This window comes from Chryseobacterium flavum, assembly GCF_003385595.1.
GTDB lineage: Bacteria > Bacteroidota > Bacteroidia > Flavobacteriales > Weeksellaceae > Chryseobacterium > Chryseobacterium flavum.
In genome coordinates this window covers 1-24,050 of sequence record NZ_QNUE01000017.1, presented here as the reverse complement: position 1 = coordinate 24,050, position 24,050 = coordinate 1, and the positions used below count along the sequence as shown (strand labels likewise).

Sequence of the window (24,050 nt, the reverse complement as noted above, 5' to 3'; positions counted from 1 at the left end):
GCAGATCAAGAAAAATAATAAAAATAAGCCCCTTTTCATTTGAAAAAACTATGTCAAAAGTACTAATATTTATTGTTCTGGAAAAGTTTTTTGACGGAGTATAACATTGATTTAATCTAACTTCTGATGGAGCTTTTGTCAATAAGGGATCGCCTCACAGCAGAGGCTTTAATAGTTGAGAATAAAAAAACTCCTGAACAGATCAGGAGTTTAATTTATATTGTCAAAAATATTTTAAATACTTAAAGCTTTTTGGTATGCGTTTTCCAATCCGTCAAGGTTTTTACCTCCGGCAGTTGCAAAACCAGGATTTCCGCCGCCGCCGCCCTGAATTTCTTTTGCCAGGTCTTTTACGATAGCTCCGGCCTGGTAATCTGCAGCAAGATCATCAGAAACTCCAACAGTAATCATTGGTTTTCCGTCTGCATCAGAAAGAATGATCGTTACAGAAGACGGGATTTCTCTCTTCAGCTGGAATACGATGTCTTTTACAGAACCTGCATCCAGAGAAGTTTTCTTTACCAAAAGCTGCTTGTTGCCTTTCTGCTCATAAGCATTTTTCCATTCTCCGATTTCTCCTTTTGCTTTTTCTTTTTTAAGAGCATCTACTTCAGCCTTCAATGAAGTGTTTTCTTCGATCAGTTTTTCGATAGATCTTACCACATCTTTAGACTTTAATAACTGGGAAAGCTCAGTGATCTGCTTTTCAAGGTTTTTGAAGTATTCTTCAGATTTATCTCCTGAAATGGCTTCAATCCTTCGGATTCCTGCTGCTGCGGAACCTTCAGAAGTGATCTTGAAATGACCGATTTCACTGGTGTTTTTTACGTGAGTTCCTCCGCAAAGTTCTTTTGAACTTCCAAACTGGATCATTCTCACATTGTCACCATATTTTTCACCAAATAAAGCCATCGCTCCTTTGTCCAGGGCTTCCTGAATCGGAATATTTCTGAATTCTTGTAAAGCAATGCTTTCTTTGATCTTATGGTTTACTTTTTCTTCAATTAATGCCAGCTCTTCTTCAGTCATTTTGTTGAAATGAGAGAAGTCGAAACGCAGGTAATCAGGACCTACATAAGAACCTTTCTGCTCTACATGAGTTCCTAAAACATCTCTTAAAGCTTCATGCAGCAGGTGGGTCACAGAGTGGTTAGCCTGGGAGTTTTTTCTTTCAGAAGGGTTTACTTTAGCATAGAAAAGAGCCCCTGCATCTTTCGGAAGACCACTGATCAAGGAAACGATTAGTCCGTTCTCTTTTTTAGTTTCCAACACCTCAAAGCTTTCAACAGCATTCTCAAGAACACCTTTGTCTCCAACCTGTCCTCCTCCTTCAGGGTAGAAAGGAGAGCTGCTCAGTACCACCTGGTAAAATTCCCCGTCTTTGTTTTCTACCTTTCTGTATCTTGTAATATAAGTTTCGGATTCAATCTGATCGTATCCCACAAAGTTTTCATCTCTTTCCTCCAAGATAACCCAGTCATATACCTTCTGAGCAGAATCAGCTTTTGAACGAAGCTTCTGTTTATCCATTTGAGTCTTGAAACCTGCTTCACTAATAGTCAGCCCTTTTTCTTCAGCTATGATTCTCGTTAAATCATCAGGGAAACCATAAGTATCATATAGCTCAAAAACATCTTCGCTTGGTAATACTTTCTGGTTATTTGCAATGGTCTGCTGGATCAGCTTTTCTACCCTGATCAGACCATTTTCAATCGTTTTTAAGAATGAATCTTCCTCGCTTTTGATTACTTCAGCAACCAGTTTGCCCTGCTTTTCAATTTCAGGGAAGAAAGGTCCCATTTGTTCCTGAAGAACTGCTACAAGCTTGTAAAGGAAAGGCTCCTTCATATCCAGGAAGCGGTAAGAATAGGAAATTCCTCTTCTTAAAATTCTTCTGATTACATAACCGGCACCTCCGTTTGATGGTAACTGCCCGTCAGCAATAGCAAAAGAAACCGCTCTGATGTGGTCTACCACAACACGGATGGCGATATCTTTTTCATCTTCTAAGATTCCGGTATATTTTTTACCTGAAAGCTCCTCAACTTTAGAAATAAGCGGAGTGAAAACATCTGTATCGTAGTTGGAAGATTTCCCCTGAAGCGCCATACAAAGACGCTCAAAGCCCATTCCCGTATCTACGTGCTGAGCAGGAAGCTTCTCTAGAGATTTGTCAGCTTTTCTGTTGAATTCCATGAAAACCAGGTTCCATACTTCCACAACCTGCGGGTGATCCTGATTCACCAGGGAAATTCCCGGAACGGCTGCTTTTTCTTCAGGAGTTCTCAGGTCAATGTGTATTTCTGAACACGGCCCGCATGGTCCGCTTTCACCCATTTCCCAAAAGTTATCTTTTTTATTTCCGTTAATGATTCTGTCTTCTGAAATATGTGACTTCCAGAAATCATAAGCGTCCTGGTCCCTGTCCAGATTTTCAGAAGCGTCGCCCTCAAAAATCGTTACATATAAATTTTCTTTTGGAATTCCGTATACTTCAGTCAGTAATTCCCAGGCAAAAGCAATAGCCTCTTTTTTGAAGTAATCCCCGAAAGACCAGTTTCCCAACATTTCAAACATGGTGTGGTGGTAAGTATCTCTACCTACATCATCCAGATCATTGTGTTTCCCGGAAACTCTCAGACACTTCTGCGTATCGGCGATTCTCGGGGCTGTAGGGGTTTTATAGCCAAGGAAAAAATCCTTGAACTGGGTCATACCGGAGTTGGAAAACATAAGGGTAGGGTCGTCTTTCAGCACAATAGGAGCTGAAGGAACGATTAAGTGCTCCTTACTTTTAAAATAATCTAAAAATTTTTGACGTATCTCTTGTGATGTCATAGTATTGCTTTTGCTTTTTTAGTATCAAATTTTGATGAGATGCAAATTTACTATTTTTAAGCGATTTGTAATAATTTTATGCTATGTTTTGAATGGTGCCGGCCTTAGCTTTCAGGATATTTAGTTTTTAAAAGCTGTAAGGTTGGGAGGAGCTGGAAATAAAGCTTCCCAATGGGAAATATATAGGGTTCTGATTATATACTTAAATAAAGTAATTCATAAAATTTTGCAGTTTCCCGCTTAACTTATTATCTTCGTTATGATCTGAGATAAGACAAAAAATCCTTCCATGACAAAAGACGAAGAGTTTAAAAGCTGGATAGAGCAGTACTCCGGGCCGCTTCTGAAAAAAGCACTATATCTGTTATCCAATAGGGAGGATGCCCAGGATGTTGTTCAGGAAGTTTTCCTGGCAGCCTATTCAGGATATGACAGCTTTGAAGGCAAAAGTCAGCCTTTGACCTGGCTGATGGCTATTCTCAACAGGAAAATTGCAGATTTTTACAGGAAAAAATATAAATCCGAACCCGATATCAGACTTGATCATTTTTTTGATGAAACCGGCTCATGGAAAAATAATGATATTTTAAATGACTGGAATGTATCAGGAGAAGGGAATGAGCTTTTAGATAATGTGGATTTCAATAAAACATTGGAGGAATGCATCGAGGAGTTGCCCTCCAGATGGAAGATCCTGCTGAAAATGTATTATATTGAAGAAAAAAAAGCACCGGAAGTAAGTCAGGAATTGAATGTTTCTGCGACTAACCTTTGGAAGATCCTTCAACGAAGCCGGGTGCAGCTCAGAGAATGTCTGGAGGTGAACTGGTTTTTAAGATCGTAAATGAAATGATAAGAAAAATACTACATATTCTGTTTTTACCATGCAGTGAAGCAACACTGCTCATGGAAAAGCGTAATGCCAATACCATTTCTTCCAGGGAAAAAAGAAAACTTAACATGCATCTGATGATCTGTAAATGGTGCAGGATGTACAAGCAGAAACTTGAAGTTCTGGATAAAATTCTCGCCAGTACATTTGCTGAACGGGAAACAGAAATAAATGATTCTGAAATTCAGAATTTTAAAAATAAAATGTTCAATAAGTTAAATTTCTGATAAAAATTCTGTCAGGATTTAAAAAAGGCTCCGACTATACTATTGAAAACAATAAAGTATTCAATTAAAATCTTAAAACATGGTCGGAACAGTACAGGAATCTAAAAATCAATCTGCCGGAATCGGGTATTATATCTCACTCTTCGGAGCAGCGCTTATTTTGCTGTGGATAGGTGTTTTTAAATTTACGCATACAGAAGCAGCAGCAATTAAACCTTTGGTGGAAAACCATTTCTTAACTTTTTTCGTATATAAGATGATGGGTGTCCAGGCAGTGTCAAATCTTATCGGAGTGATAGAAATTATCATTGCATTACTCCTGATATTTAGTGCGAAATTTGCTGTACTGAAGAAGTATGCAGGAATAGGAATGATTGTCATTTTCCTGACAACATTAAGCTATTTGTTTACAACTCCGGGAATGTGGAAAATAGTGGACGGCATACCCGTTACAGATTTCTTTATTGTAAAAGACCTTATGTTTTTGGGATTTGGACTGATGATCATTCAAAATCGTAAATAATGAATAAAAAGAAAAAAATGAAAAATATATTAATTGTACTCGGAATTATTCTGGGTATCGCAGTTTTTGCTGCAGGATCCGGGCTTTTTAAGAAAACAAAGCCCAATGTAGTGGAAGTAAAAAAAGAAAATGAGAAAATTATGGATAATAAAAACGTTAGAGAAATTTATTTTGCAGGTGGATGTTTCTGGGGAACAGAACATTTTTTTCAACAGATTCGTGGAGTTGTAGGAACAGAAGTGGGATATGCCAACGGGAATACCCAAAATCCTACCTATGAAGAAGTGGTAAGTCATACAACAGGTTTTGCAGAAACTGTAAAAGTAAAATATGATCCGGAGCAGGTGGATCTGAAACTGTTGATTGATCTGTATTTCAAAACTATTGATCCTACCAGTAAAGACCAGCAGGGAAATGACAGAGGAAATCAGTACAGAACAGGAATTTACTATACCGATAAAAATGATGAGGTAACCGTTAAAGAGGAAGTTCAGAAACTGGCAAAAAATTATAGCAAACCGGTATTGGTAGAAACTATTCCGTTAAAAAACTTCTACAGAGCGGAAGACTATCATCAGGATTATCTGGATAAAAACCCAGGCGGTTACTGCCACATTGAACCGGGACTTTTTGAAATGGCCAGAAAAGCCAACCCGCTTCCAAAACCAGCTTATCAAAAGCAGGATAAAAAAGTTTTAAAGGAAAAACTGACAGCAGAACAATATAATGTTACGCAAGAAAATGGTACAGAAAGACCTTTCCAGAACGAATACTGGAATGAAACCCGTGAAGGAATTTATGTAGATATCACGACAGGCGAGCCCTTGTTTGTCTCTACAGATAAATTTGAATCCGGCTGCGGATGGCCAAGCTTCTCAAAACCGATTACAAAAGGTTTAATTGACGAGAAAATGGATCGTTCCCACGGAATGACAAGAGTAGAGGTAAGAAGTAAAACCGGTGATGCCCATTTGGGACACGTTTTTACAGACGGACCGGAAGACAAAGGAGGGCTTCGTTACTGCATAAACAGCGCTTCTCTGAAATTTATTCCGAAAGTAGAGATGGAAAGTAAAGGATACGGAAAATATCTTCCGTTGTTAGATAAGAAGTAATGTGAAAGGGAAGAGGCTGTCTCAAAAGTGAGATAGTCTCTTTTTTAGTGTAACAATGAAACTGCAGTTTTCTCATTCTGATCAGAATCCGTTAAATATACCTGAAAAAGGGTATTGAGCAAAAGTATTATATTGCTTATCTTCAGAGCTTTATTTGTATAGCTATCTTTCTTTTAAAAAACTTCTGATTATGAAAATACTTCAATGGACAAAGAAAATTGCCTTTGTACTCTTTGTTATCCTTATCTTATTGCTGATAACGGGATTTGTTTTTGAAAAAGTATCCCGCTCAAAAGCAGAACGTATTCCTCCGGATGGAAAACTAGTGGATATTGATGGACACAAAATGCACTATCTTCAAAAAGGGTCGGGTGGCCCTACTGTAGTTTTTGAAACAGGTTTTGATCCCGCAGGGCATCTGCAATGGTATCATATTCAACAAGATTTATCAAAGAGCTACACTACATTTTCTTATGACCGGTCCGGTTTATTGTGGAGTGAACGGGGTGAGCAGCCTAAAACAGGTGAAAAAATGGCTGAAGAACTTCATCGGTTACTGGAAAAAACCAATACTCCGAAACCTTATATTCTTGTCGGGCATTCTTTCGGGGGCACACTTATCCGTTTTTTTGTAAAAAAATATCCGGAAGATATAGCAGGGATAGTATTGGTAGACAGCCAATATCCGGATGATAAAAAATATCTGTCTCCGGAGTTATACGAAATTGTGAATCAGGGGCTTCCGGCAGGATTTTTAAAGTTTGCCAATACTTTTGGAGCAGCCAGACTGATGTTCAGGAATATGTTTCCCCCGGGAACTGATTATCAGTATCAGAATTCTATTATGCCCGCATTACTCTATAAAAGTGCTGATGCCGTGCTGGAAGAGCAGGATCAGATGAGTGCTGTAAAAAGAAATGCAGCATTGATAAATTCTTTTGGAAACATTCCATTATCTGTTCTGACGGCAGCAGATACAGGCAGATATGATGGCTTTATCAAAGATCCCAACCTGAAAAATGAAATGCTTGAGGCATGGGATAAAATGCAAAAGGACTTATTGTTACTCTCCTCAGACAGTAAACAGATCTTAGTCCCGAATAGTGGTCACTATATGAACCAGGATCAGCCAAAAGTTATTGAAGATGCCATAAATGAAATGTATGAAAGAACAATAAATAAAAAATAAATTATTGAAACATACTCTATACCTTTATTGAAGACATCTGAAGTGGGTGAGTGATTTTTCTGCCAGAATTTAGTATTTATCAGAAATATTAAAAAGAATATATACTTTCATTGAGTTGTTGGATTAAAATATTAAATTTGATAGAACTAACAGGAAAATATGAAGTTAATTGAACTGGCAGAAGAGTTAAATGTTTCTGCAGAAGCCATAAAACAATTTATACAGGATTTTGATCTTGAGCTGGTAGACTGTATCAGTACCAATTTTGAGGTAAAGAAAGATTTTGAAAAATTTGCCCGTGAAAATGTAGATTTTTTAAGGCTGTACGAAAAAGATCTTGATAAAAATAAAACGTTAGAGCAGATTGCTGAAGTGATCAAACAGCCTAAAGATAAAATTGAAAAAGTAATCAAAGATCAGAATCCTAATATTTTCGATAACGGATTCTTCAAATCGTCTGTATCAAGTTATGGTATTGATAATAAACTAGGAGGAAATTATCAGTTTGTTTATGATTATTTTGGGCATAAGACAAGCCTTCAGCAAAGAGATTTTATAGGTTACCGGGATTTATTTTTCTATACATCAGCAGTATTGGAACCTTTTTTGAATCCGCAGCAAATTAAGGATTGGGGAATTAACAGACCAGCCGGAATTATTCTGTATGGGCCTCCGGGAAGCGGTAAGATTTTTTGGGCCAATAAAATAGCTGAAATCATTGGATATCAGTTTAAAGAAGTTAAAAAACATTATCTGGGAACTACCCTGATTGATGGGAATGAAATCAATTTCAGTGATTTCCTGTTGTCTATGATGAAGGAGAATAAAATGCTGTTGTTTCTTGATGATTTTGATGAAATAATGATGCAGAGAAAGGCAGAGACAGATATTGCTTCCTGCAATCTTGAAGCTCAGGAACTTATCCTGCATTATATAGGGAAATTTGAAAAAGAGGGCATTCTGATGGTTGGATCTGCCAATTCAGTTTCTGAAATAGATGAAGAAATTCTTGCACCAGGGAGATTTGATGTGATGATCCCTATATTTCCTCCCAATGCTTCGGAACGGTCTGAAATCATTTTATATGCCATGACAAGAGGACTTGAGGATGATTCCCTTCTATACAAAATATTAAAGAATAATAAAGCAGATAAGGTGCCTTTCTGGCATGACATCTCGTCCAGAATGAAAGCTTTCAGCAATACCATGCTGATTGATTTTACCCAAAGCCTGAAAAAGCGAATTAAAAACCTGTATCAAAGAACCCGAAACGAAAAGCTGAAGATTGACCAGAATCTTCTGAACGGAGCTTTAAGAGATGCTGCTTCTAAGCTCACTGAAGAGTATCTTGATCAGGTAGCCAGATTTCTGGCGGATGCTATTATCAATAATTTTGATGACTTTCAGTTCAGGATTCAGGCATTGAAAAACGAGCTGGAAACTTACAGAATAGTGGAGGAGCCGAGAAGAGCCATCGGATTTCAGCATAATGAAGAAGACAAGAGGTAGTGATTACTATGTAAGGGTTAAAGTTTTACAAAAGTTACTTATCATTCATAGCTTATGAACAGCATCTGGGAACTGGATACATTCTACAGAAAAAGAGATATTATCATTATAGGCTCCGGATTTTCCGGACTCTGGGCTGCTATATCTATCAAAGAAAAGTATCCTGCAACATCTGTTTTGATTATTGAAAGAAGCTCCGTTCCATTAGGCGCCTCAACAAGAAATGCTGGGTTTGCCTGTTTTGGAAGCCTTACGGAAGTCATTGCAGATTCGCAGAAAATGGGCTGGGAAAAAACACTGAAGCTTGTTAAAATGAGATTTGAAGGACTTCAGAAAATCCGGCATTATTTTAAAAGTGATGAAATTGATTTTGAACTTACAGGAGGCTATGAAATTCTAAATAATGAAGGACCTTTAACTCATATTGACATCATTAATGAAAAACTGAAAGCAATAACCGGACTGGATAAAACGTATATCCTGAAACAGGATAAAATAGAGGAATTCGGGCTTGGAAAATCTGAATTCCTGATAGAAAATCCATGTGAAGGAAGCCTGCATTCAGGAAAACTGTTGCAGAAACTGCTGGAAAAGTGCCATGAACTGAAGATCGGGTTTTTATTCGGAACTGAAGTCCGGAAGGTTGAGGAAAGAACAGACGATGTGACGGTTCTGCTTTCCGGTGATGTTTCTGTAAAAGCGGATAAAGTAATCTATTGTACCAATGCTTTTACTTCAAAATTTTTGGAAAAAGAAAGCATTATTCCAGCCCGTGGGCAGATTCTTCTGACAGAACCTGTAGAAGGATTAAAAATTAAAGGGACTTTTCATTATGACGAAGGTTATTATTATTTCAGGAATATAGGAAACAGAATATTGCTGGGTGGCGGGAGAAACCAGGATTTTGAAACCGAAGAAACTACTGATTTTGAAACGACAGAATTTTTGCAGAATCATCTTGAAAACTTTTTAAGACAAGTCATCCTTCCTCATAAAGACTTTAAAATTGCACTCCGGTGGTCAGGAATAATGGCGATGGGCTCAGAAAAAGTGCCTGTTGTAAAACAGGTTTCTGAAAGACAGTTCTGTGCAGTAAGGCTTTCAGGAATGGGAGTAGCTCTGGCTCCGAAGATCGGTGAAATGATGGCGGAAATGATATAATGTTATTGTAAAATGAAATATTTACCTTTTGAACGCATTACCTATCGGACAAATTTATCAGAACAGGAAATAATAACAAGGCTTTCCGGTTTTGTAGAACCCCGGAAATATGGTTTTAGAAGAAGTTATGTCAAAGATTATGAAGGTTTTGTGAATGAAAAGAACTTTGAAATCAGCAGAATTATTCAATACAGAAATTCTTTTCTTCCCCAAATAAGCGGAATTATTCAAAAAAATAACTACGGAACAGAAATAGAGGTAACTATGAAGTTACATGTATTTGTATTTATATTTTTACTATTCTGGTGCTCTATTGCAATAGGGATATTCATTATGATCGGTTCAACAGAGAAAAAAATGTCTGTAGAATTTTTCATGCCTTTGTTAATGTTACTGTTTGTTTATGCCTTAACAATGATAGGTTTTAAAGTGGAAAGCAAAAGATCAAAAGAATACCTGAAGAAAAGCTTTGAAGCGGAAATAATAAAGGAATAGTTAATTATTGTTATTTTCCCACCAGTTAAAAATTTCCGAAGCTAATTCTTCGGCATCGAACTCAGATTTATAAAGACCATAAGAAACACATAATTCAGTTTCTATAACTTTTTCCAACTTATCTTGATCTGCTCCTTTTTCCAATTGTTGAAGAAGTTTTTCAGTTAGATGATCAAAACTGCTTTTGGAAAGTCCGGGCATTAAATTCATTGAAATAATAAGTTTTTTTAACTGGGCAAAATTTCCATTATGCTCATTAATCCAATCAATGATATTCATTTAGATCTGTTTTAAAATATAAATATAAAGAAAGGGAAAATATTTTATCTTCGAGGTTGTTTAAATTAAACTTTTTATATTCATTATTTTAACCAAAAAAGACACCAAGTGTGAACTTTTCTGCGATATCATTTTAAACTTACTTGAGTGAACTCAGGTGTTTTAAAATGATACGTTTTGTGACTTTTGTAGTTTTGTGAAGTGTAGACAACTTTTTCTTTACATTCCAAAAATACCAACTTCAACTCCTTACCCCGGAACCCGAACTCGAACCCAAAACTTTAAACCCAGACCTCTCCACTCTAAAAGAATTCCTTATTTTTGCAAAAAGAAAAATTCGTGATTAACAACGACCAGATAAAAGAAGTTCAATCTAGAATTGAAGATTTACACCGATATCTTCAGATTGAAAAAAAGAAGATAGAAATTGCCAATGATGATGAGAAAACGGCTGCTCCTGAATTTTGGGATAATCCAAAAACGGCGGAAGCTTTTCTTAAACAGCTGCGATCCAAAAAAAAATGGGTGGAAAGCTATGATGAAATTCAGACCCAGTTTGAAGACCTTCAGGTGCTGGCAGATTTTGCAAAAGAAGATCCGGATTCTGAAAAAGAGCTGGACGAAACCTTTCCTCTGCTGGTAGAGAAAATTGAAGACCTTGAATTTAAGAACATGCTTTCCAATGAAGGTGATGAGCTTTCCGCTGTGTTACAGATCACTGCAGGAGCCGGAGGAACTGAAAGTTGTGACTGGGCTTCCATGCTGATGAGGATGTACACGATGTGGGCTGAAAAACAGGGATATAAAATAAGAGAACTTAACTTCCAGGAAGGGGATGTTGCGGGAGTAAAAACAGTAACGCTGGAAATTGAAGGGGAATATGCGTTTGGATATCTCAAAGGGGAGAACGGGGTTCACCGGCTGGTAAGGATTTCTCCATTTGACAGTAATGCAAAACGTCATACAAGTTTTGTTTCCGTATATGTTTATCCATTGGTAGATGATACGATCGAAATCAATATTAATCCTGCGGATATTACCTTTGAAACAATGAGAGCTTCTGGAGCAGGAGGTCAGAATGTAAACAAAGTAGAAACAGCAGTACGTTTGCGTCACGCTCCGACAGGTATTATCATTGAAAATTCGGAATCCCGTTCCCAGCTCCAGAATAAAGAAAAAGCCATGCAGCTTCTTCGTTCAAGATTATATGAAATGGAGCTTGAAGAGCGTATGAAAGCCAGAAATGAAATTGAAGCCAATAAAATGAAGATTGAATGGGGAAGCCAGATCAGAAACTATGTAATGCATCCGTATAAACTGGTAAAGGATGTACGATCAGGTCATGAAACCTCAGATGTGGACGCTGTAATGAACGGAAATATAACTCCTTTCCTGAAAGCCTTCCTGATGGCTGATGGAACGGCAGTTTCGGATGATGATATGGATTTATAAAAGATGAGATGAATTTTAGTTAAAATCTTATAATTTATTTTTGTTTCAGACATTTTAGGCTTATTTTTGTTGTTCATCGAGATATATGGAAGATTTTAATAGCTGGAAGGATTTATTAAACCCGGAGTTTTATATAAAAATGGGAGGGTTTTGGCTTATTTTGTTTATTGTTTTTGCTGAAACAGGTCTTTTTGTAGGATTTTTTCTTCCCGGAGACTCTTTATTGTTTGTTTCAGGGATTTATGCAGTAGAAATTATCAAAGAGACATTCGGCTCCACAGGGAGCGATTTTCTGGATACTACCCTTTTGGCTACCGGAGTAGCCTTGGCAGCCATTATAGGAAACGAAGTAGGATATTATTTCGGCCGGAAAACAGGGCCTGCTCTGTATAAAAGACCGGATTCAATGCTTTTTAAGAAGAAATATCTTTATCAGGCTCATGACTTTTTTGAAAAACACGGTGCTTTAGCTATTATCATGGCCAGATTTTTACCCGTTGTAAGGACATTTACTCCGATAGTGGCAGGAATTGTAAAAATGGATAAAAAAGAATTTTTAAGAGATAATATCATCGGGGCTGTCTTATGGTCATTTATCCTGATCTTTGCAGGACATTATCTTGATAAGCTGTTTATGGAGCAGTTTGGAGTGAATTTAAAAGAAAAACTGGAATACATTATCATTGTTATTGTTCTTGTTACTACGCTTCCGGTTATCATCAAATTTGTTTTCGGAAAAAAAGATGATCTGTCCAAGTATGAAAATAAAGATTTCGAATAGTAGAACAGATTCCATTAAAAATATAAACCTGCTGGTAAAGCAGGTTATTTTTTTATCCATTCCAGGATATTCGGATAAATAATACTATCTCTTTTTCTTTTGCTGAAAAATCTTGGAGCATGTCCGGATCTTTCCATGATGACCAGTTTGTGTGGGACATTCATCCGCGTAAGTGCAGAATCCATGGAAAACCCCTGATTCCGGTTAACCAGAAAATCACTTGTTCCCTGAAACAGGAGGGTAGGAACATGCGTAATATTGGCAATAGGACTGGCCTCTTTAAATGCATCGGAAATATTTTTCCTGTCGAATCTGGTTCCCACTACTTTCTGGAAAGTAGGAGAGGTGTATTTGGAATAAAAGGAATTCAGGTATTCCGGGCTGTAAAAATCAGTGGGGCCACTTAGTGAAATGATTTTTTTGATCTGATCAGGATGCTGGTAACCGTACAGAAGCGCAAGATGTCCTCCGGCACTTTCTCCCAGCAGAACATAATTATCCGGAAGCAGCTCAGCTTTATCGGTTAAAAGATTGAATTTATTAATCACCAACCCAATGTCTTCGAGTTGTTGTTTATAGGTAATCTTTTTTCGTCTGGAAACCAGCCGGTAATTCATATTGATGCTTGGGATTTTATTTTCGAAAAGCATTTTCTGAATCTGGATCATGTGTTCTTTTCGCCCTAATGTCCAGCCTCCACCGTGGACAATAAGAACAACAGGAGTATTTTGCGGATAACCTTTGGGTAGAAAGACATCCATTTTATGCTTTTTATGATCTCCGTATTTTAAGTTGTAGATTTTTTGTTGTCCGCCGGGGCCTACCCATACTCTGAATCTTGTATTACATGAATTCAGTATAAAGCTGATGCATCCTAAAACAAAAAAATGATATCTGAGGACGAGCTTTTTCATGCATCAAATGTAAGAAAATATGTGATTCAGAAATAGGACCACTCATGATTTTTCGGCTAATTCTTTTATTTTTTGGTTCATGGCCCGGAACCCGGCTTCTGTATTTTTGAGGTTAAAAAAAGGAACCAGAAAACCTGAAAACTCTTCTGACTGAATGAGACGGGTTGTGCCATTTTTATGATCAATAAGCTCAAAGTGGTGTTCACCATCAAATATTCCTTTAAATATTAATTTTCCCAGCCATTTCAACTCTTTATTTTCTTTTTTGGATAAGACAACCGGTTTGAAAATCATACTTTTTCCTCTATTAGGTTCAATCCGGACCTGTATCTGGCTTCCTTCCTCTAAATTTCCCCGGATATCAGTAATAAATGGATTCCAGGTTGGATATGCATGAAAGTCTGTTAAGATTTCCCATATTTTTTCAGGACCGGAATGGATGATAATTTCTGTTTTAATCTTCTTTGTCATGATAAATGATTTTACAGAGACAAAGGTCGGCCAGAATAATAAGAATCTACTTGATAAAAATCAAAAATTTCCTGAAGCAATTTTATTCCTGATCCTGCTGAAAGTCTCAGAAGTCATTCCAAGCATTGATGCAATGTACTGTAATGGAACCTGATTAAACAATTGAGGATTTTCATTAAAAAAATGCAGATATCTTTCTTCAGCTGTCATAGACAAATGGGCATAAACTCTTGCTTCAATAGTTGTAAAACAATGAACAATAAAGTTTTTTTCTAAAGTATGTCATTGAGAAACCCGGGCCTGTAATGTTTCATAATCAGCTTTATTGATGGTATATAACTCGGTATCGGAAAGTGCCTGTATTGCCCATCTTGCAGGAATATCAGACATAAAACTGGCCAGGTCTGTTACAAAATATCCTTCAGTTGAAATCCATTGGGTAATCTCTTTCTTTTCAGTTTCAGAGAAGATCCTTAAAAAGCCGGACCGGATAAAGCTTAATTTTGTACTTTTCTTTCCTGGTTTCAGGAAAAACTCATTCTTTTTGAGAATCTCCGGTTTGAAAAATGAAAGGATTGTTTTTAAATCATCCGGAGTAATATTTGTAAGATATGAAGTAAGACTACTTTCAAGACTTATTTTGTTCATTAGGAATTGAATCTAAATTTTCTGCATATTGATAGAGGGAATTATTGTATCTGGGTAAGTGTTTGGATAATGCTTTTAAAGCCAGAGACAACGCTTCTCCTTTCGCTCCTGAAGAATATAGGGAAAGGGCTAAAAAAGCGTCAACGGCATCATTGAGCTCATCTGAATAATTATTTTTTTCTTCTCTTAGAATATGAATACTCTCTTGTGTTTTTCCATTGTTCCGAAGTGTACTTGCCAGCTGGATCCGTGCCCGTCTTCTTCGTAAACCGGTCAGTCCCTGATCTAATGCAGACCTGTATAAAGGTTCTGCATTCTTTTCATAGCCGGTGGAGTCAAAGGCACAAGCCATCTCAAAATCAGCAATAGCCTGCGAACCTGCTATTAAAGCTGTATGATCTTCGATCCGTTGGAGAAATTCCTTGTGACTTATTGTTCCAAGCTGTGTCCAGATAAATTGCAATTGGTTTTCCCAGTTTTCCATGCTATCCATGTGTAGCGATTTTAAACAAATATATAAAATATTGAAAATGGTGTATCTCTTGCTGTTTTACTAATTTTCCAAATTATTGTTGTAAACGGAATTAAATAATTATTTTTGCTTGAGTTAACAGAAATTAAAAAAATATTAAAATATGGCGTCAGGCTTTTTTGCAATTTTAGATGATATTGCAGCGTTGATGGATGATGTAGCAGTGACCAGTAAAATAGCTACCCAAAAGACAGCAGGGATTTTAGGAGATGATCTTGCTGTAAATGCTGAAAAAGCAACTGGTTTCCTTTCTTCCAGAGAACTTCCTGTTTTATGGGCTATTACCAAAGGATCCTTTATCAATAAACTGATCATTCTTCCTGTTGCTTTTCTGCTCAACTGGCTCTATAAGCCTGCCATTGAGATCATCCTTATATTGGGAGGTTTATACCTTGCATTTGAAGGAGTTGAAAAAATTATTGAGTTCCTGTTCCACAGAGCTAAAAAAGGACATGAAGTAGTGGAAGAAAGCAAAGAAGAGGATAACTCGGAAGTTTCTGAAAAAGCAAAAATAAACTCGGCGATCAGAACTGATTTTATTCTTTCCATTGAAATTGTAATTATTGCACTGGGAACTGTTATTCAGGAAAACCATCCTTTGCTTACACAGATTTTAACGGTAACTTTTGTCTCATTTCTTGCGACTGTCGGGGTATATGGAATAGTTGCCCTTATTGTAAGAATGGATGATGCAGGTTTCAAGCTGATTAAGAAAAGTCATGATAAGGGATTCCTTTCTAAACTTGGACATTTGCTGGTAAAAGCATTACCGGTGATTATTAAAATCCTGGGAGTGGTAGGAACGATTGCACTGATCTTAGTATCGGGAGGAATTTTTTCTCATAATATTCATTATTTGCATGACCTGCTTCCAACCTGGCCCTCAATGTTGAAAGAATTTACCTTTGGAATTATTGGTGGATTAGCAGCGGTAGCAGTATTTACTATTGGAAAATCAATATATTCTTTGGCAACAAAAAAATAAAGATTAGAATTTAAATGTTAAAAAATCCTGCTTACATAAAGCAGGATTTATTTTTTCAGATTTGACTTTATTAAATGGGTGATCATTACCGGTTTTGTTCCAAACATGTCTTTTACCCAAAATTCAGAAGCTTTTAATCGTTCCAGAATTAAAAAAAGAGCAAGTCCTTCTTCTTGTGACCACCATTTTTTGTTTCGACGAACACCTTTGAGAGCCAGATCTTTATTAATGTTGCCCCCTGCCGGATGAATAAGCCACAGATACATTGAGTATTGGCCGAGACCTTCCATGGTAAGAAATATATCATCCATTTCAATTAAAGTCTTATACTTACCGGTAAGGTATTTTTTTTGTCTCTGATCCATGATCTTTAATCCCTTTAATACCTCTTCCGTATCAATGCCTTTATCCGGAATGCTGTTATAGAAGCTGTTAACTTCAGCGTTAAACAGATTAACATAGCCTTTATTCTGGCTGAAAAGGTTTTGAAGGATATCATCATTTAAATGAACTTCAAAATGGTGTTCCTTTTCATATTGTGTAATTTTTATTCCAAAATTGAGCATCTGCTGCGAATGGGAAAACTCATGGAGGAAAACTCCTGTGATTAAATTGTCCAGTCCCAGTTCTTTACTTTCTATACCTGCTTTTTCCCAGAAACCGGGAAGAGGCATAACAAAAAAAGAATGATGTGCAGTATCGGGGATTTCGGAAGCATAAGAGGTGATACCAATCGGAATAGAGACTTTATTAGGTAAAACAATAGAACCATTATGAAGCTTTTTTTTCCAGTTCAGTTTTAAATTCAGCAAGCTGGGACCATCAATTATTTCCCCTTTATCTATGGTAACTGCAGAGGTTGAATACACATAATTCTCATCAAAAAAAACAAACTCTACAGGATTTATGGTATCAATTTTATAAAGGTCCTTGTACACTAATGTCCAGGCAGAAAACCAATGTGGCACAACCTTATGAAATTCCTTGTCCTGATTTTCCTGTCCAAATATCTTTAACTGAAAAAGGAGAAAAACTAAAAAGAAGTAGGCTTTTTTCATTTAATTTTTTTGGTATAGACTAATATACAAAATATTGATACTAAAAAAGAGACCTGCATCAGGTCTCTTTTTTATATTTAATTGAATAAATCTTTTACCTTATCAAAGAAAGTTTTTTCTTTTCCGGATGGTTCGGCAACCATTTCGCCGCTGGACATCTGCTTTTCAAAGAAATCTTTCTGTTCTTTTGTAAGCTTTTGAGGCGTCCATACATTGATGTGGATGAACATGTCTCCTTTTCCATAGCTGTCGATACTTGGAAGCCCTTTTCCGGCAAGTCTTAATATTTTTCCGGATTGTGTACCCGGATCCACCGTGATTTTGACTTTTCCGCCAACTGTAGGAATTTCTCTTTTTGTTCCTAAAGCCGCTTCTGCAAAGGATACATATAATTCCTGATGAAGATTGTCTCCTTCTCTTTTGATCGTTGGATCTACTTCTTCTTCTACAATAACCAACAGGTCGCCCGGAGTTCCTCCAAATGGAGCATCATTTCCTTTTCCTCTTACATTAAGCTGAATTCCGTCCCTTGCACCGGCAGGAATGTTAATTGTGATTTCCTCCTCATCTTTTACAAGTCCCTGTGCGTTTGCTCCTGCAGGAATTTTGTCAGCAACTTTCCCGATTCCCTGACAGGTACCACAGGTTGTCTGAGTCTGCATCTGGCCAAACATAGTGTTCATTACTTTAACCTGAACACCGGAACCATTACAGGTAGGACATGTTTTTGAAGTGGCTCCTTCTGCCACTTTCATTTTTTTTACTTTAATGGTCTTCTGAGTACCATTTACCATTTCTTCAAGGTTCAGCTTGATTCTGATTCTTAAATTAGAACCTTTCACCTGCTGGCGTCCTCCGCCTCCGCCACCGAAGCCTCCGAAACCACCACCAAAAATATCCCCAAACTGACTGAAGATATCTTCCATGTTCATTCCTCCTCCGAAGCCTCCGCCTCCAAAGCCTCCGTTTCCGCCTACTCCGGCATGACCGAACTGATCATATCGGGCACGCTTCTGGTCGTCGCTTAATACTTCGTAAGCCTCAGCTGCCTCTTTGAATTTTTCTTCAGCCTCCTTATCTCCCGGATTCTTATCAGGGTGATATTTGATGGCCATTTTTCGGTATGCTTTTTTTATTTCGTCGGCTGATGCAGATTTGCTGATCTCCAGAACCTCGTAATAATCTCTTTTTGACATGACTATTTTATAATTGATTGTAGATAAATGATAAAAGATATTATAAAACTCAAAGTGAAATGTTCATCAGTTATCACTTATCATTTATCATTTACGAATTTTAGTTTCCTGTTACTACTTTAGCAAAACGGATTACTTTATCACTTAGCGTGTATCCGGTTTCAATAACGTCTACGATTTTCCCCTTTAAATCTTCTGATGGGGCGGGAATCTGAGTGATTGCTTCGTGAAAGTCTACATTAAAGCTGTCTCCGGCTTTTACATCCATCACTTTTAATCCTTTTTCACTAAGTTTATTTTTGAATTTCTGATAGATCAGTTCCACTCCCTGCAGGTCTGCCGGGTTCCCGTTTTTGGCAATTTCTTTTAAGGCCCTTTCAAAATCATCCAGCACCCCCAGCATAGAAACCATCATATCCTGATTGGCATACTGAAAGAATTCCATCTTCTCCTTAGCGGTTCTTTTTTTATAGTTTTCAAACTCAGCATACAGTCTGATATAACGGTCTTTCTCTTCTGCCAAAAGTTCCTCAGCAGAAGGTGCAGCTGTCACATTGTCCTCAGATACAGCCTCGTTCTGAATGTTGTTTTCTTCCTGATTATTGATGCTTTCTTCGTTTATATCCTGATTTTCCATAATTCAATATTTATTTACAGATTGTTTGACAAAGAGTCTGCCAAATCAAAAAATCAGGACATTAAGGCAGAAAAAGAAAAGGATATGAAAGTTGTTTGTGGTTTCAGCTGCAGAAAAGACAATCCTTTTATTGTACCATTTTTTTATAAACAAAATTGCCTGCTGACCATTACGAACAGGGATTTTAATTATCCGGTAAACGTCTGATACAGTAAATATAAATTAAGAATAATAATGATTACTGAAATAATCCAGACACAGACCTTCAGGAAAGGAGTGTTAACGAAATCCCCCATTTTAGCTTTGTCATTTGTGAACATCACTAACGGTACCACTGCAAAACTAAGCTGCATTGATAAAATTACCTGGCTTAGTACCAGTAAATCGGTAGTTCCCTGCTCTCCATAAATAATAGTGACAATTAAGGCCGGAATCACTGCAATAAGTCTGGTAATTAATCTTCGGAGCCATGGTTTTAGTCTTATATTGAGGAAACCTTCCATTACAATTTGTCCTGCGAGAGTACCCGTAAGGGTAGAGTTTTGTCCGGAGGCCAGTAAAGCAATAGCAAACGCGATACTTGCCATGGAAGCTCCTAAGATGGGAGTTAACATTTTATAAGCATCGTGAATATCTGCGACATGTTCGTTTCCTGTTGTATGGAACGTGGCTGCAGCAAGGATAAGAATCGCAGCATTGATAAAAAAAGCGAGCATAAGTGAGACTGTACTGTCTATCGTTGCAAATTTTATAGCTTCTTTTTTACCTTCGTTATCCCGGGTATAATCTCTGGTCTGGACGATACTGCTGTGAAGATATAAGTTATGAGGCATAACGGTTGCTCCCAGAATTCCTATTGCAATATAAAGCATGGCAGGATTCTGAATGATTTCCTTTTGCGGAACCAGCCCTCCAAGTATTTCATTGAAAGCCGGTTTTGAAATAACAATTTCGTAAACAAAGCATGCCAGAATGATAAAAATCAGTCCGCCTACAATACTTTCGATCCATCGGAATCCCTTTGCCTGGAGCAAAAGAATAATCAGAACATCTACTGTTGTTATGACGATTCCCCAGGTTAGTGGAATATGGAAGAGAAGATTCAGTGCTATAGCAGAACCTATCACTTCGGCAAGGTCACAGGCTGCAATGGCAATTTCACAAAATATCCAGAGAATAAAATTGGTAGTTGGACTGAAATGATCCCTGCAGGCTTGCGCAAGATCTCTTTCAGCTACTACACCAAGCTTTACGGAAAGGTGCTGTAAGACCATCGCAAAAATATTCGAAATAAGAATTACCGAAAGTAGAGTATACCCGAATTGAGCTCCTCCTGCAATATCTGTAGCCCAGTTTCCAGGGTCCATATAACCTACGGCAATCATGAGACCAGGTCCGGCAAAAGCAAGGTACTTTCTCCAGAATGTTGCTTTTTTAGGGACTTTGATAGAAGAGTATACCTCAGGTAATGAATGTAAAGTTTTATCTTTTCGCCACGCGGTTTTTAAATTGAAATTCATAAAAGTTAGAATTGACTAACAAATTTAATTAAATAAATGTAAACAGAAAAATCATAGACCAAAAAATCCCGGGAAACCATTCCCGGGATCTGTTTTTTTATTGAATCTGAAGATTATTTTGCAAATCTTACTGACATTTTTCTGTCAACAGCTCTTTCAGCATCAGAAGCTGTAGCATCTACGGTAGCAAATTTACTTCCATATCCTTCAGCTCCAAGCACCTGGCTGCCAACTCCTGCCTTTGACAAAGCTGCTTTGATATAATCAGCTCTAGCCTGAGATAATTTTACATTGGAAGCTTCATTTCCTGTTTTATCAGTATACCCGCCGATTTTAATTTTTGCATCAGGGAATGCTTTTAAAATTGCCACCAGATTATCTAATTGCCCCTGTGACCCGGCTTCCAGTTCAGTAGAGCTTCCCATTTTGAAATTAACATGGTCAAAGTCATACCATTTGTCTTTCAATGCAGAGTCATCCGCAGCATTTTTATAACCGTCAGATTTCAGGAACGAGATCATCTGATCTTCCATACCTCCTTTGTAACCTTTTAGCATTATGCCGTTAAGATCAATGTTTTCATCAGTTTTAGTCGTAGCAGGAGCTGTAGTTGTTACTGTTCCGGCTGTAGCTGCTGTATCAGTTGTTGAATTGACTGCTGTTGAATCCGAGGTGGTGGTAGTTGTAGTTGTCTGCTTTTTCTCACATTGTTTCCATAAGAAATACCCTGCCGCAATTAACAATAAAAGCGGAAGTAACCATTTCCAGATTGACCCTCCGCCTTCATTATTGTTATTTCTGTCAGGATTTGTTCCTGAAGGTGTTGTACTTCTTGTAACTTCTACTTTTGGTCCCTCACTGGAAGGGGTATTTATAGCATCATTGTCATTATCAAACTTATATCCTTTTGCCCAGTCACCGATATTCAGGGAAGCTAAAGAAAGTCCTGCAGGTAATAACGTTGAAATAATACCTTTCTGATCATTTAACAAACTGGAAATTCCTGAAGCTCCCAGGTTATTGTCAGCTGCATATTTCCCTACAGTACCTACTGTTGCTCCTGTAACGAGGTTTAATAAAGAACCCGCAGAATTATTACTGATTCCTGCAAAACTCGCAATAGAGTTTATTAATCCACTTACCTTATCTCCAAAAATAGAAGATAACAAATTGGTAATAATAGGATTACTGGACGATCCGCCTAACAGATTTCCTAAAATTCCACTTGAAGGGGCTTTCGTTATTGCATCCAATACACCAGGATTGTCTGCATTATTGGCTAATCCGCCTACTACTGCAGGTAAAAGACCACCAATTGCTTTAGAAATACCGGATTCACTTTCTCCAAACTGTGAAGCAGCCTGTGAAACCAAAGCGGGACCTAATTGTCCTTTAATTAAATCAATGACATTTAAAGACATAATAATAAATTTTTTTGGATTAATGTTGTTATAAATTTAAACAAAAATTCGTCCAAATGTCATTTTTTTTTAATTTTTCTTTAAAATTCGGTTGTTTTTTTAAAAAAAATTAAATTTTTTAATACGCTTTTGCGAATAATACACGTCTTTTAGACGGTTTTCCGGAGATCAATGAAGTACCTTCTTCTACATCATCATCTAAAGGAATACATCTGATGGTTGCCTTTGTTTCCTCTTTAATCTGCTCTTCTTCTTCAGCGGTACCATCCCAGTGGGCATAGATAAATCCACCTTTTTCTTCCAGAACTTTTTTGAATTCTTCATAGGTATCCACTTTGGTGATATTATTTTTTCTGAACTCAAATGCTTTGTTGTAAATATCCTGCTGAATGGTTTTCAAAAGATCTTCAATATAAGAATCAAGGCCTTCAATAGAACGAACTTCTTTAGTCAGATTATCTCTTCTTGCGATCTCAACAGACTTGTTTTCCAGGTCTCTTGGCCCCATTGCAATTCGTACAGGAACTCCTTTTAATTCATATTCTGCAAATTTCCAGCCTGGTTTATTTTGAGTGTCATTGTCAAATTTAACAGAAATTCCTTTTGCTCTTAATTTTGCCTGAATATCCAGAGCTACTTCACTAATCTGGTTCAGTTGCTCATCTCCTTTGAAAATAGGAACTATAACCACCTGAATCGGCGCAAGGGTTGGTGGCAATATCAATCCGAAATCATCAGAATGTGTCATGATTAAAGCTCCCATTAAACGGGTTGATGTTCCCCATGAAGTAGCCCAGGCATGCTCTATTTTCCCTTCTTTGTTCGTGAACTTTACATCAAATGCTTTCGCAAAATTCTGACCCAGAAAGTGTGAAGTTCCGGCTTGTAAAGCTTTGCCATCCTGCATTAATGCCTCAATACAATAAGTTTCATCAGCTCCTGCAAATCTTTCAGAAGGTGTTTTTAATCCCTGAATAACGGGAATAGCCATGAAGTTTTCTGCAAAATCTGCATATACCTTATTCATTTTTTCTGCTTCTTCAATGGCTTCCTCTTTTGTAGCATGAGCGGTATGCCCTTCCTGCCATAAGAACTCTGCAGTTCTCAGGAATAAACGTGTTCTCATTTCCCAACGAACCACATTCGCCCATTGGTTGATTAATATAGGTAAATCTCTGTAGGATTGGATCCAGTTTTTGTAAGTATTCCAGATAATCGCTTCAGAAGTAGGACGTACAATAAGTTCTTCCTCAAGTTTTGCATCCGGATCTACAATAAGTTTCTGAGGATTATCAGGGTCTGTTTTTAATCTGTAATGGGTAACTACAGCACATTCTTTTGCAAAACCTTCTGCATTTTTTTCCTCAGCCTCAAATAAGCTTTTGGGCACAAAAAGCGGGAAATATGCATTAACGTGACCTGTTTCCTTGAATTTTTTGTCCATTTCATCACGCATTTTTTCCCAGATTGCATAGCCATATGGTTTTATGACCATACATCCACGCACTCCTGAATTTTCAGCTAAATCAGCTTTTACAACCAGCTCATTATACCATTTGCTGTAATCTTCGCTTCTTGAGGTTAATTTTGCCATTATCTTTTAAAATTTTTTTAACTTTTGTACAATATTGTTATCTAAAAATAAAAATCTATTTTTGATAGATTTTTTTACCAGTCTTTTGGTACATTTTTGGTACAGATTGCAAATATAATTTAAATTAAAAATTTTTACGTTATCATGAAAAGAAATATACATAAAAATTTGCTTGGTCTGCTAAGATCTAAAGGGATTCTGGCAGTTTCAGGCGGATTGTTGCTTATGTCTTGTGGTGCTCAGATGGGAGGGTATAGCGAGACAGACGGGGTATATTATGACCCTAACAAAGATACGCTGCCCGAAGGAGTGATCATTAATGGTGGCGGAAACAGAGTAGGCGAATACTATGACTACTATCAGGATTCCAATGTAATCCAGAATGCACAGGCAAATTCAAGAGAACAACAAAATAAATATAACGAATGGAGCGGTAACGACTGGAATACCACTGCTACAGATTCCGATTGGGGAATGTATGCGGGTTCCCAGACCAATTATTATGACAATTCCTGGGGATATCCTTGGGGATGGTATGGCGGTTATAGCCCATATTGGGGCTGGAACCGTGGATGGGGCTGGAATATGGGACTGTCCTGGGGCTGGGGTGGAT

24 protein-coding genes and 1 pseudogene are annotated in these 24,050 nt (G+C 37.4%); 13 read left to right on the top strand and 12 right to left on the bottom strand.

Annotated features, from left to right (window positions below):
- Positions 1–234: 234 nt before the first annotated feature.
- Positions 235–2,838 carry an alanine--tRNA ligase gene (gene alaS, locus DRF59_RS17150; protein WP_115963049.1) on the bottom strand — a complete coding sequence of 868 codons (2,604 nt, stop codon included), beginning with the start codon at positions 2,836–2,838 and terminating at the stop codon, positions 235–237.
- Between the two features lie 289 nt (positions 2,839–3,127).
- On the opposite strand from alaS, the gene DRF59_RS17145 reads away from it, so the two are divergent.
- The 8 genes from DRF59_RS17145 (at position 3,128) to DRF59_RS17110 (ending at position 9,949) form a co-directional block, all read left to right on the top strand.
- Positions 3,128–3,682 (top strand): sigma-70 family RNA polymerase sigma factor, encoded by a 555-nt coding sequence (locus tag DRF59_RS17145; RefSeq protein WP_115963046.1) that lies wholly within the window; start codon positions 3,128–3,130, stop codon positions 3,680–3,682.
- 62 nt (positions 3,683–3,744) lie between these two features.
- A complete protein-coding gene (locus DRF59_RS17140; protein ID WP_241505623.1) occupies positions 3,745–3,957 on the top strand; it encodes a hypothetical protein in 213 nt (70 codons plus the stop codon).
- Positions 3,958–4,036: 79 nt separating this feature from the next.
- Positions 4,037–4,480 (top strand): DUF417 family protein, encoded by a 444-nt coding sequence (locus tag DRF59_RS17135; RefSeq protein ID WP_115963043.1) that lies wholly within the window; start codon positions 4,037–4,039, stop codon positions 4,478–4,480.
- Between the two features lie 17 nt (positions 4,481–4,497).
- Positions 4,498–5,595 carry a peptide-methionine (R)-S-oxide reductase MsrB gene (msrB, locus tag DRF59_RS17130; protein WP_115963162.1) on the top strand — a complete coding sequence of 366 codons (1,098 nt, stop codon included), beginning with the start codon at positions 4,498–4,500 and terminating at the stop codon, positions 5,593–5,595.
- A gap of 190 nt (positions 5,596–5,785) precedes the next feature.
- A complete protein-coding gene (locus DRF59_RS17125; RefSeq protein WP_115963040.1) occupies positions 5,786–6,784 on the top strand; it encodes an alpha/beta fold hydrolase in 999 nt (332 codons plus the stop codon).
- A gap of 159 nt (positions 6,785–6,943) precedes the next feature.
- On the top strand, positions 6,944–8,293 hold the full coding sequence (locus DRF59_RS17120) for an AAA family ATPase (protein WP_115963037.1): 1,350 nt from the start codon (positions 6,944–6,946) through the stop codon (positions 8,291–8,293).
- A 54-nt stretch (positions 8,294–8,347) separates the two neighbouring features.
- Positions 8,348–9,454, top strand: coding sequence for an NAD(P)/FAD-dependent oxidoreductase (locus DRF59_RS17115; RefSeq protein WP_115963034.1), 1,107 nt, complete (start codon positions 8,348–8,350; stop codon positions 9,452–9,454).
- Positions 9,455–9,466: 12 nt separating this feature from the next.
- Entirely contained in the window at positions 9,467–9,949 is a 483-nt protein-coding gene (locus DRF59_RS17110; RefSeq protein ID WP_115963031.1) for a hypothetical protein, read from the top strand.
- Here DRF59_RS17110 and DRF59_RS17105 read toward each other — a convergent pair whose 3' ends face one another.
- Positions 9,950–10,228, bottom strand: coding sequence for a hypothetical protein (locus DRF59_RS17105; protein ID WP_115963028.1), 279 nt, complete (start codon positions 10,226–10,228; stop codon positions 9,950–9,952). It abuts the gene before it with no gap.
- A 339-nt stretch (positions 10,229–10,567) separates the two neighbouring features.
- Between DRF59_RS17105 and prfB the strand changes: the two genes are divergently transcribed.
- Together prfB and DRF59_RS17095 are read left to right on the top strand one after the other, a co-directional pair.
- Entirely contained in the window at positions 10,568–11,680 is a 1,113-nt protein-coding gene (gene prfB / locus DRF59_RS17100) for a peptide chain release factor 2 (RefSeq protein WP_115963025.1), read from the top strand.
- 85 nt (positions 11,681–11,765) lie between these two features.
- On the top strand, positions 11,766–12,461 hold the full coding sequence (locus DRF59_RS17095) for a DedA family protein (RefSeq protein ID WP_115963022.1): 696 nt from the start codon (positions 11,766–11,768) through the stop codon (positions 12,459–12,461).
- 44 nt (positions 12,462–12,505) lie between these two features.
- Here the strand turns inward: DRF59_RS17095 and DRF59_RS17090 are convergent, their stop codons facing one another.
- Together DRF59_RS17090 and DRF59_RS17085 are read right to left on the bottom strand one after the other, a co-directional pair.
- Positions 12,506–13,375 (bottom strand): alpha/beta hydrolase, encoded by an 870-nt coding sequence (locus tag DRF59_RS17090; RefSeq protein WP_115963020.1) that lies wholly within the window; start codon positions 13,373–13,375, stop codon positions 12,506–12,508.
- Between the two features lie 42 nt (positions 13,376–13,417).
- The gene (locus DRF59_RS17085) at positions 13,418–13,846 is read right to left on the bottom strand and encodes an SRPBCC domain-containing protein (protein WP_115963017.1); all 429 of its coding nucleotides are present in this window, start codon (positions 13,844–13,846) and stop codon (positions 13,418–13,420) included.
- Between DRF59_RS17085 and DRF59_RS21155 the strand changes: the two genes are divergently transcribed.
- On the top strand, positions 13,845–14,000 hold the full coding sequence (locus DRF59_RS21155; protein ID WP_241505622.1) for a hypothetical protein: 156 nt from the start codon (positions 13,845–13,847) through the stop codon (positions 13,998–14,000). The two genes, DRF59_RS17085 and DRF59_RS21155, sit on opposite strands and share 2 nt — an antisense overlap.
- Before the next feature lie 128 nt (positions 14,001–14,128).
- On the opposite strand, the gene DRF59_RS21150 is transcribed toward DRF59_RS21155, so the two are convergent.
- Positions 14,129–14,494, bottom strand: coding sequence for a Crp/Fnr family transcriptional regulator (locus tag DRF59_RS21150; RefSeq protein ID WP_241505621.1), 366 nt, complete (start codon positions 14,492–14,494; stop codon positions 14,129–14,131).
- The gene (locus DRF59_RS17075) at positions 14,475–14,987 is read right to left on the bottom strand and encodes a tetratricopeptide repeat protein (RefSeq protein ID WP_115963014.1); all 513 of its coding nucleotides are present in this window, start codon (positions 14,985–14,987) and stop codon (positions 14,475–14,477) included. The genes DRF59_RS21150 and DRF59_RS17075 overlap by 20 nt, the downstream gene beginning before the upstream one ends.
- Positions 14,988–15,129: 142 nt before the next feature.
- Between DRF59_RS17075 and DRF59_RS17070 the strand changes: the two genes are divergently transcribed.
- On the top strand, positions 15,130–16,011 hold the full coding sequence (locus DRF59_RS17070; RefSeq protein WP_115963011.1) for a DUF808 domain-containing protein: 882 nt from the start codon (positions 15,130–15,132) through the stop codon (positions 16,009–16,011).
- Positions 16,012–16,058: 47 nt separating this feature from the next.
- Here DRF59_RS17070 and DRF59_RS17065 read toward each other — a convergent pair whose 3' ends face one another.
- From DRF59_RS17065 to proS, 6 genes are all read right to left on the bottom strand, one after another.
- On the bottom strand, positions 16,059–17,069 hold the full coding sequence (locus tag DRF59_RS17065) for a hypothetical protein (protein ID WP_115963008.1): 1,011 nt from the start codon (positions 17,067–17,069) through the stop codon (positions 16,059–16,061).
- Between the two features lie 77 nt (positions 17,070–17,146).
- Positions 17,147–18,265: a molecular chaperone DnaJ gene (gene dnaJ / locus DRF59_RS17060; RefSeq protein ID WP_115963005.1), complete on the bottom strand. Its 1,119-nt coding sequence runs from the start codon at positions 18,263–18,265 to the stop codon at positions 17,147–17,149.
- Between the two features lie 100 nt (positions 18,266–18,365).
- Positions 18,366–18,902: a nucleotide exchange factor GrpE gene (locus DRF59_RS17055; RefSeq protein WP_115963002.1), complete on the bottom strand. Its 537-nt coding sequence runs from the start codon at positions 18,900–18,902 to the stop codon at positions 18,366–18,368.
- Positions 18,903–19,090: 188 nt separating this feature from the next.
- Entirely contained in the window at positions 19,091–20,422 is a 1,332-nt protein-coding gene (locus DRF59_RS17045; protein WP_115962996.1) for an Nramp family divalent metal transporter, read from the bottom strand.
- Positions 20,423–20,535: 113 nt separating this feature from the next.
- Complete coding sequence (locus DRF59_RS17040) at positions 20,536–21,843, bottom strand: OmpA family protein (protein ID WP_115962993.1); 1,308 nt, start codon at positions 21,841–21,843, stop codon at positions 20,536–20,538.
- Between the two features lie 118 nt (positions 21,844–21,961).
- Positions 21,962–23,437, bottom strand: coding sequence for a proline--tRNA ligase (gene proS / locus DRF59_RS17035; protein WP_115962990.1), 1,476 nt, complete (start codon positions 23,435–23,437; stop codon positions 21,962–21,964).
- 144 nt (positions 23,438–23,581) lie between these two features.
- Here proS and DRF59_RS17030 point away from each other — a divergent pair.
- Positions 23,582–24,050 (top strand): annotated as a pseudogene (locus DRF59_RS17030) (prolyl-tRNA synthetase); the annotation flags it as partial.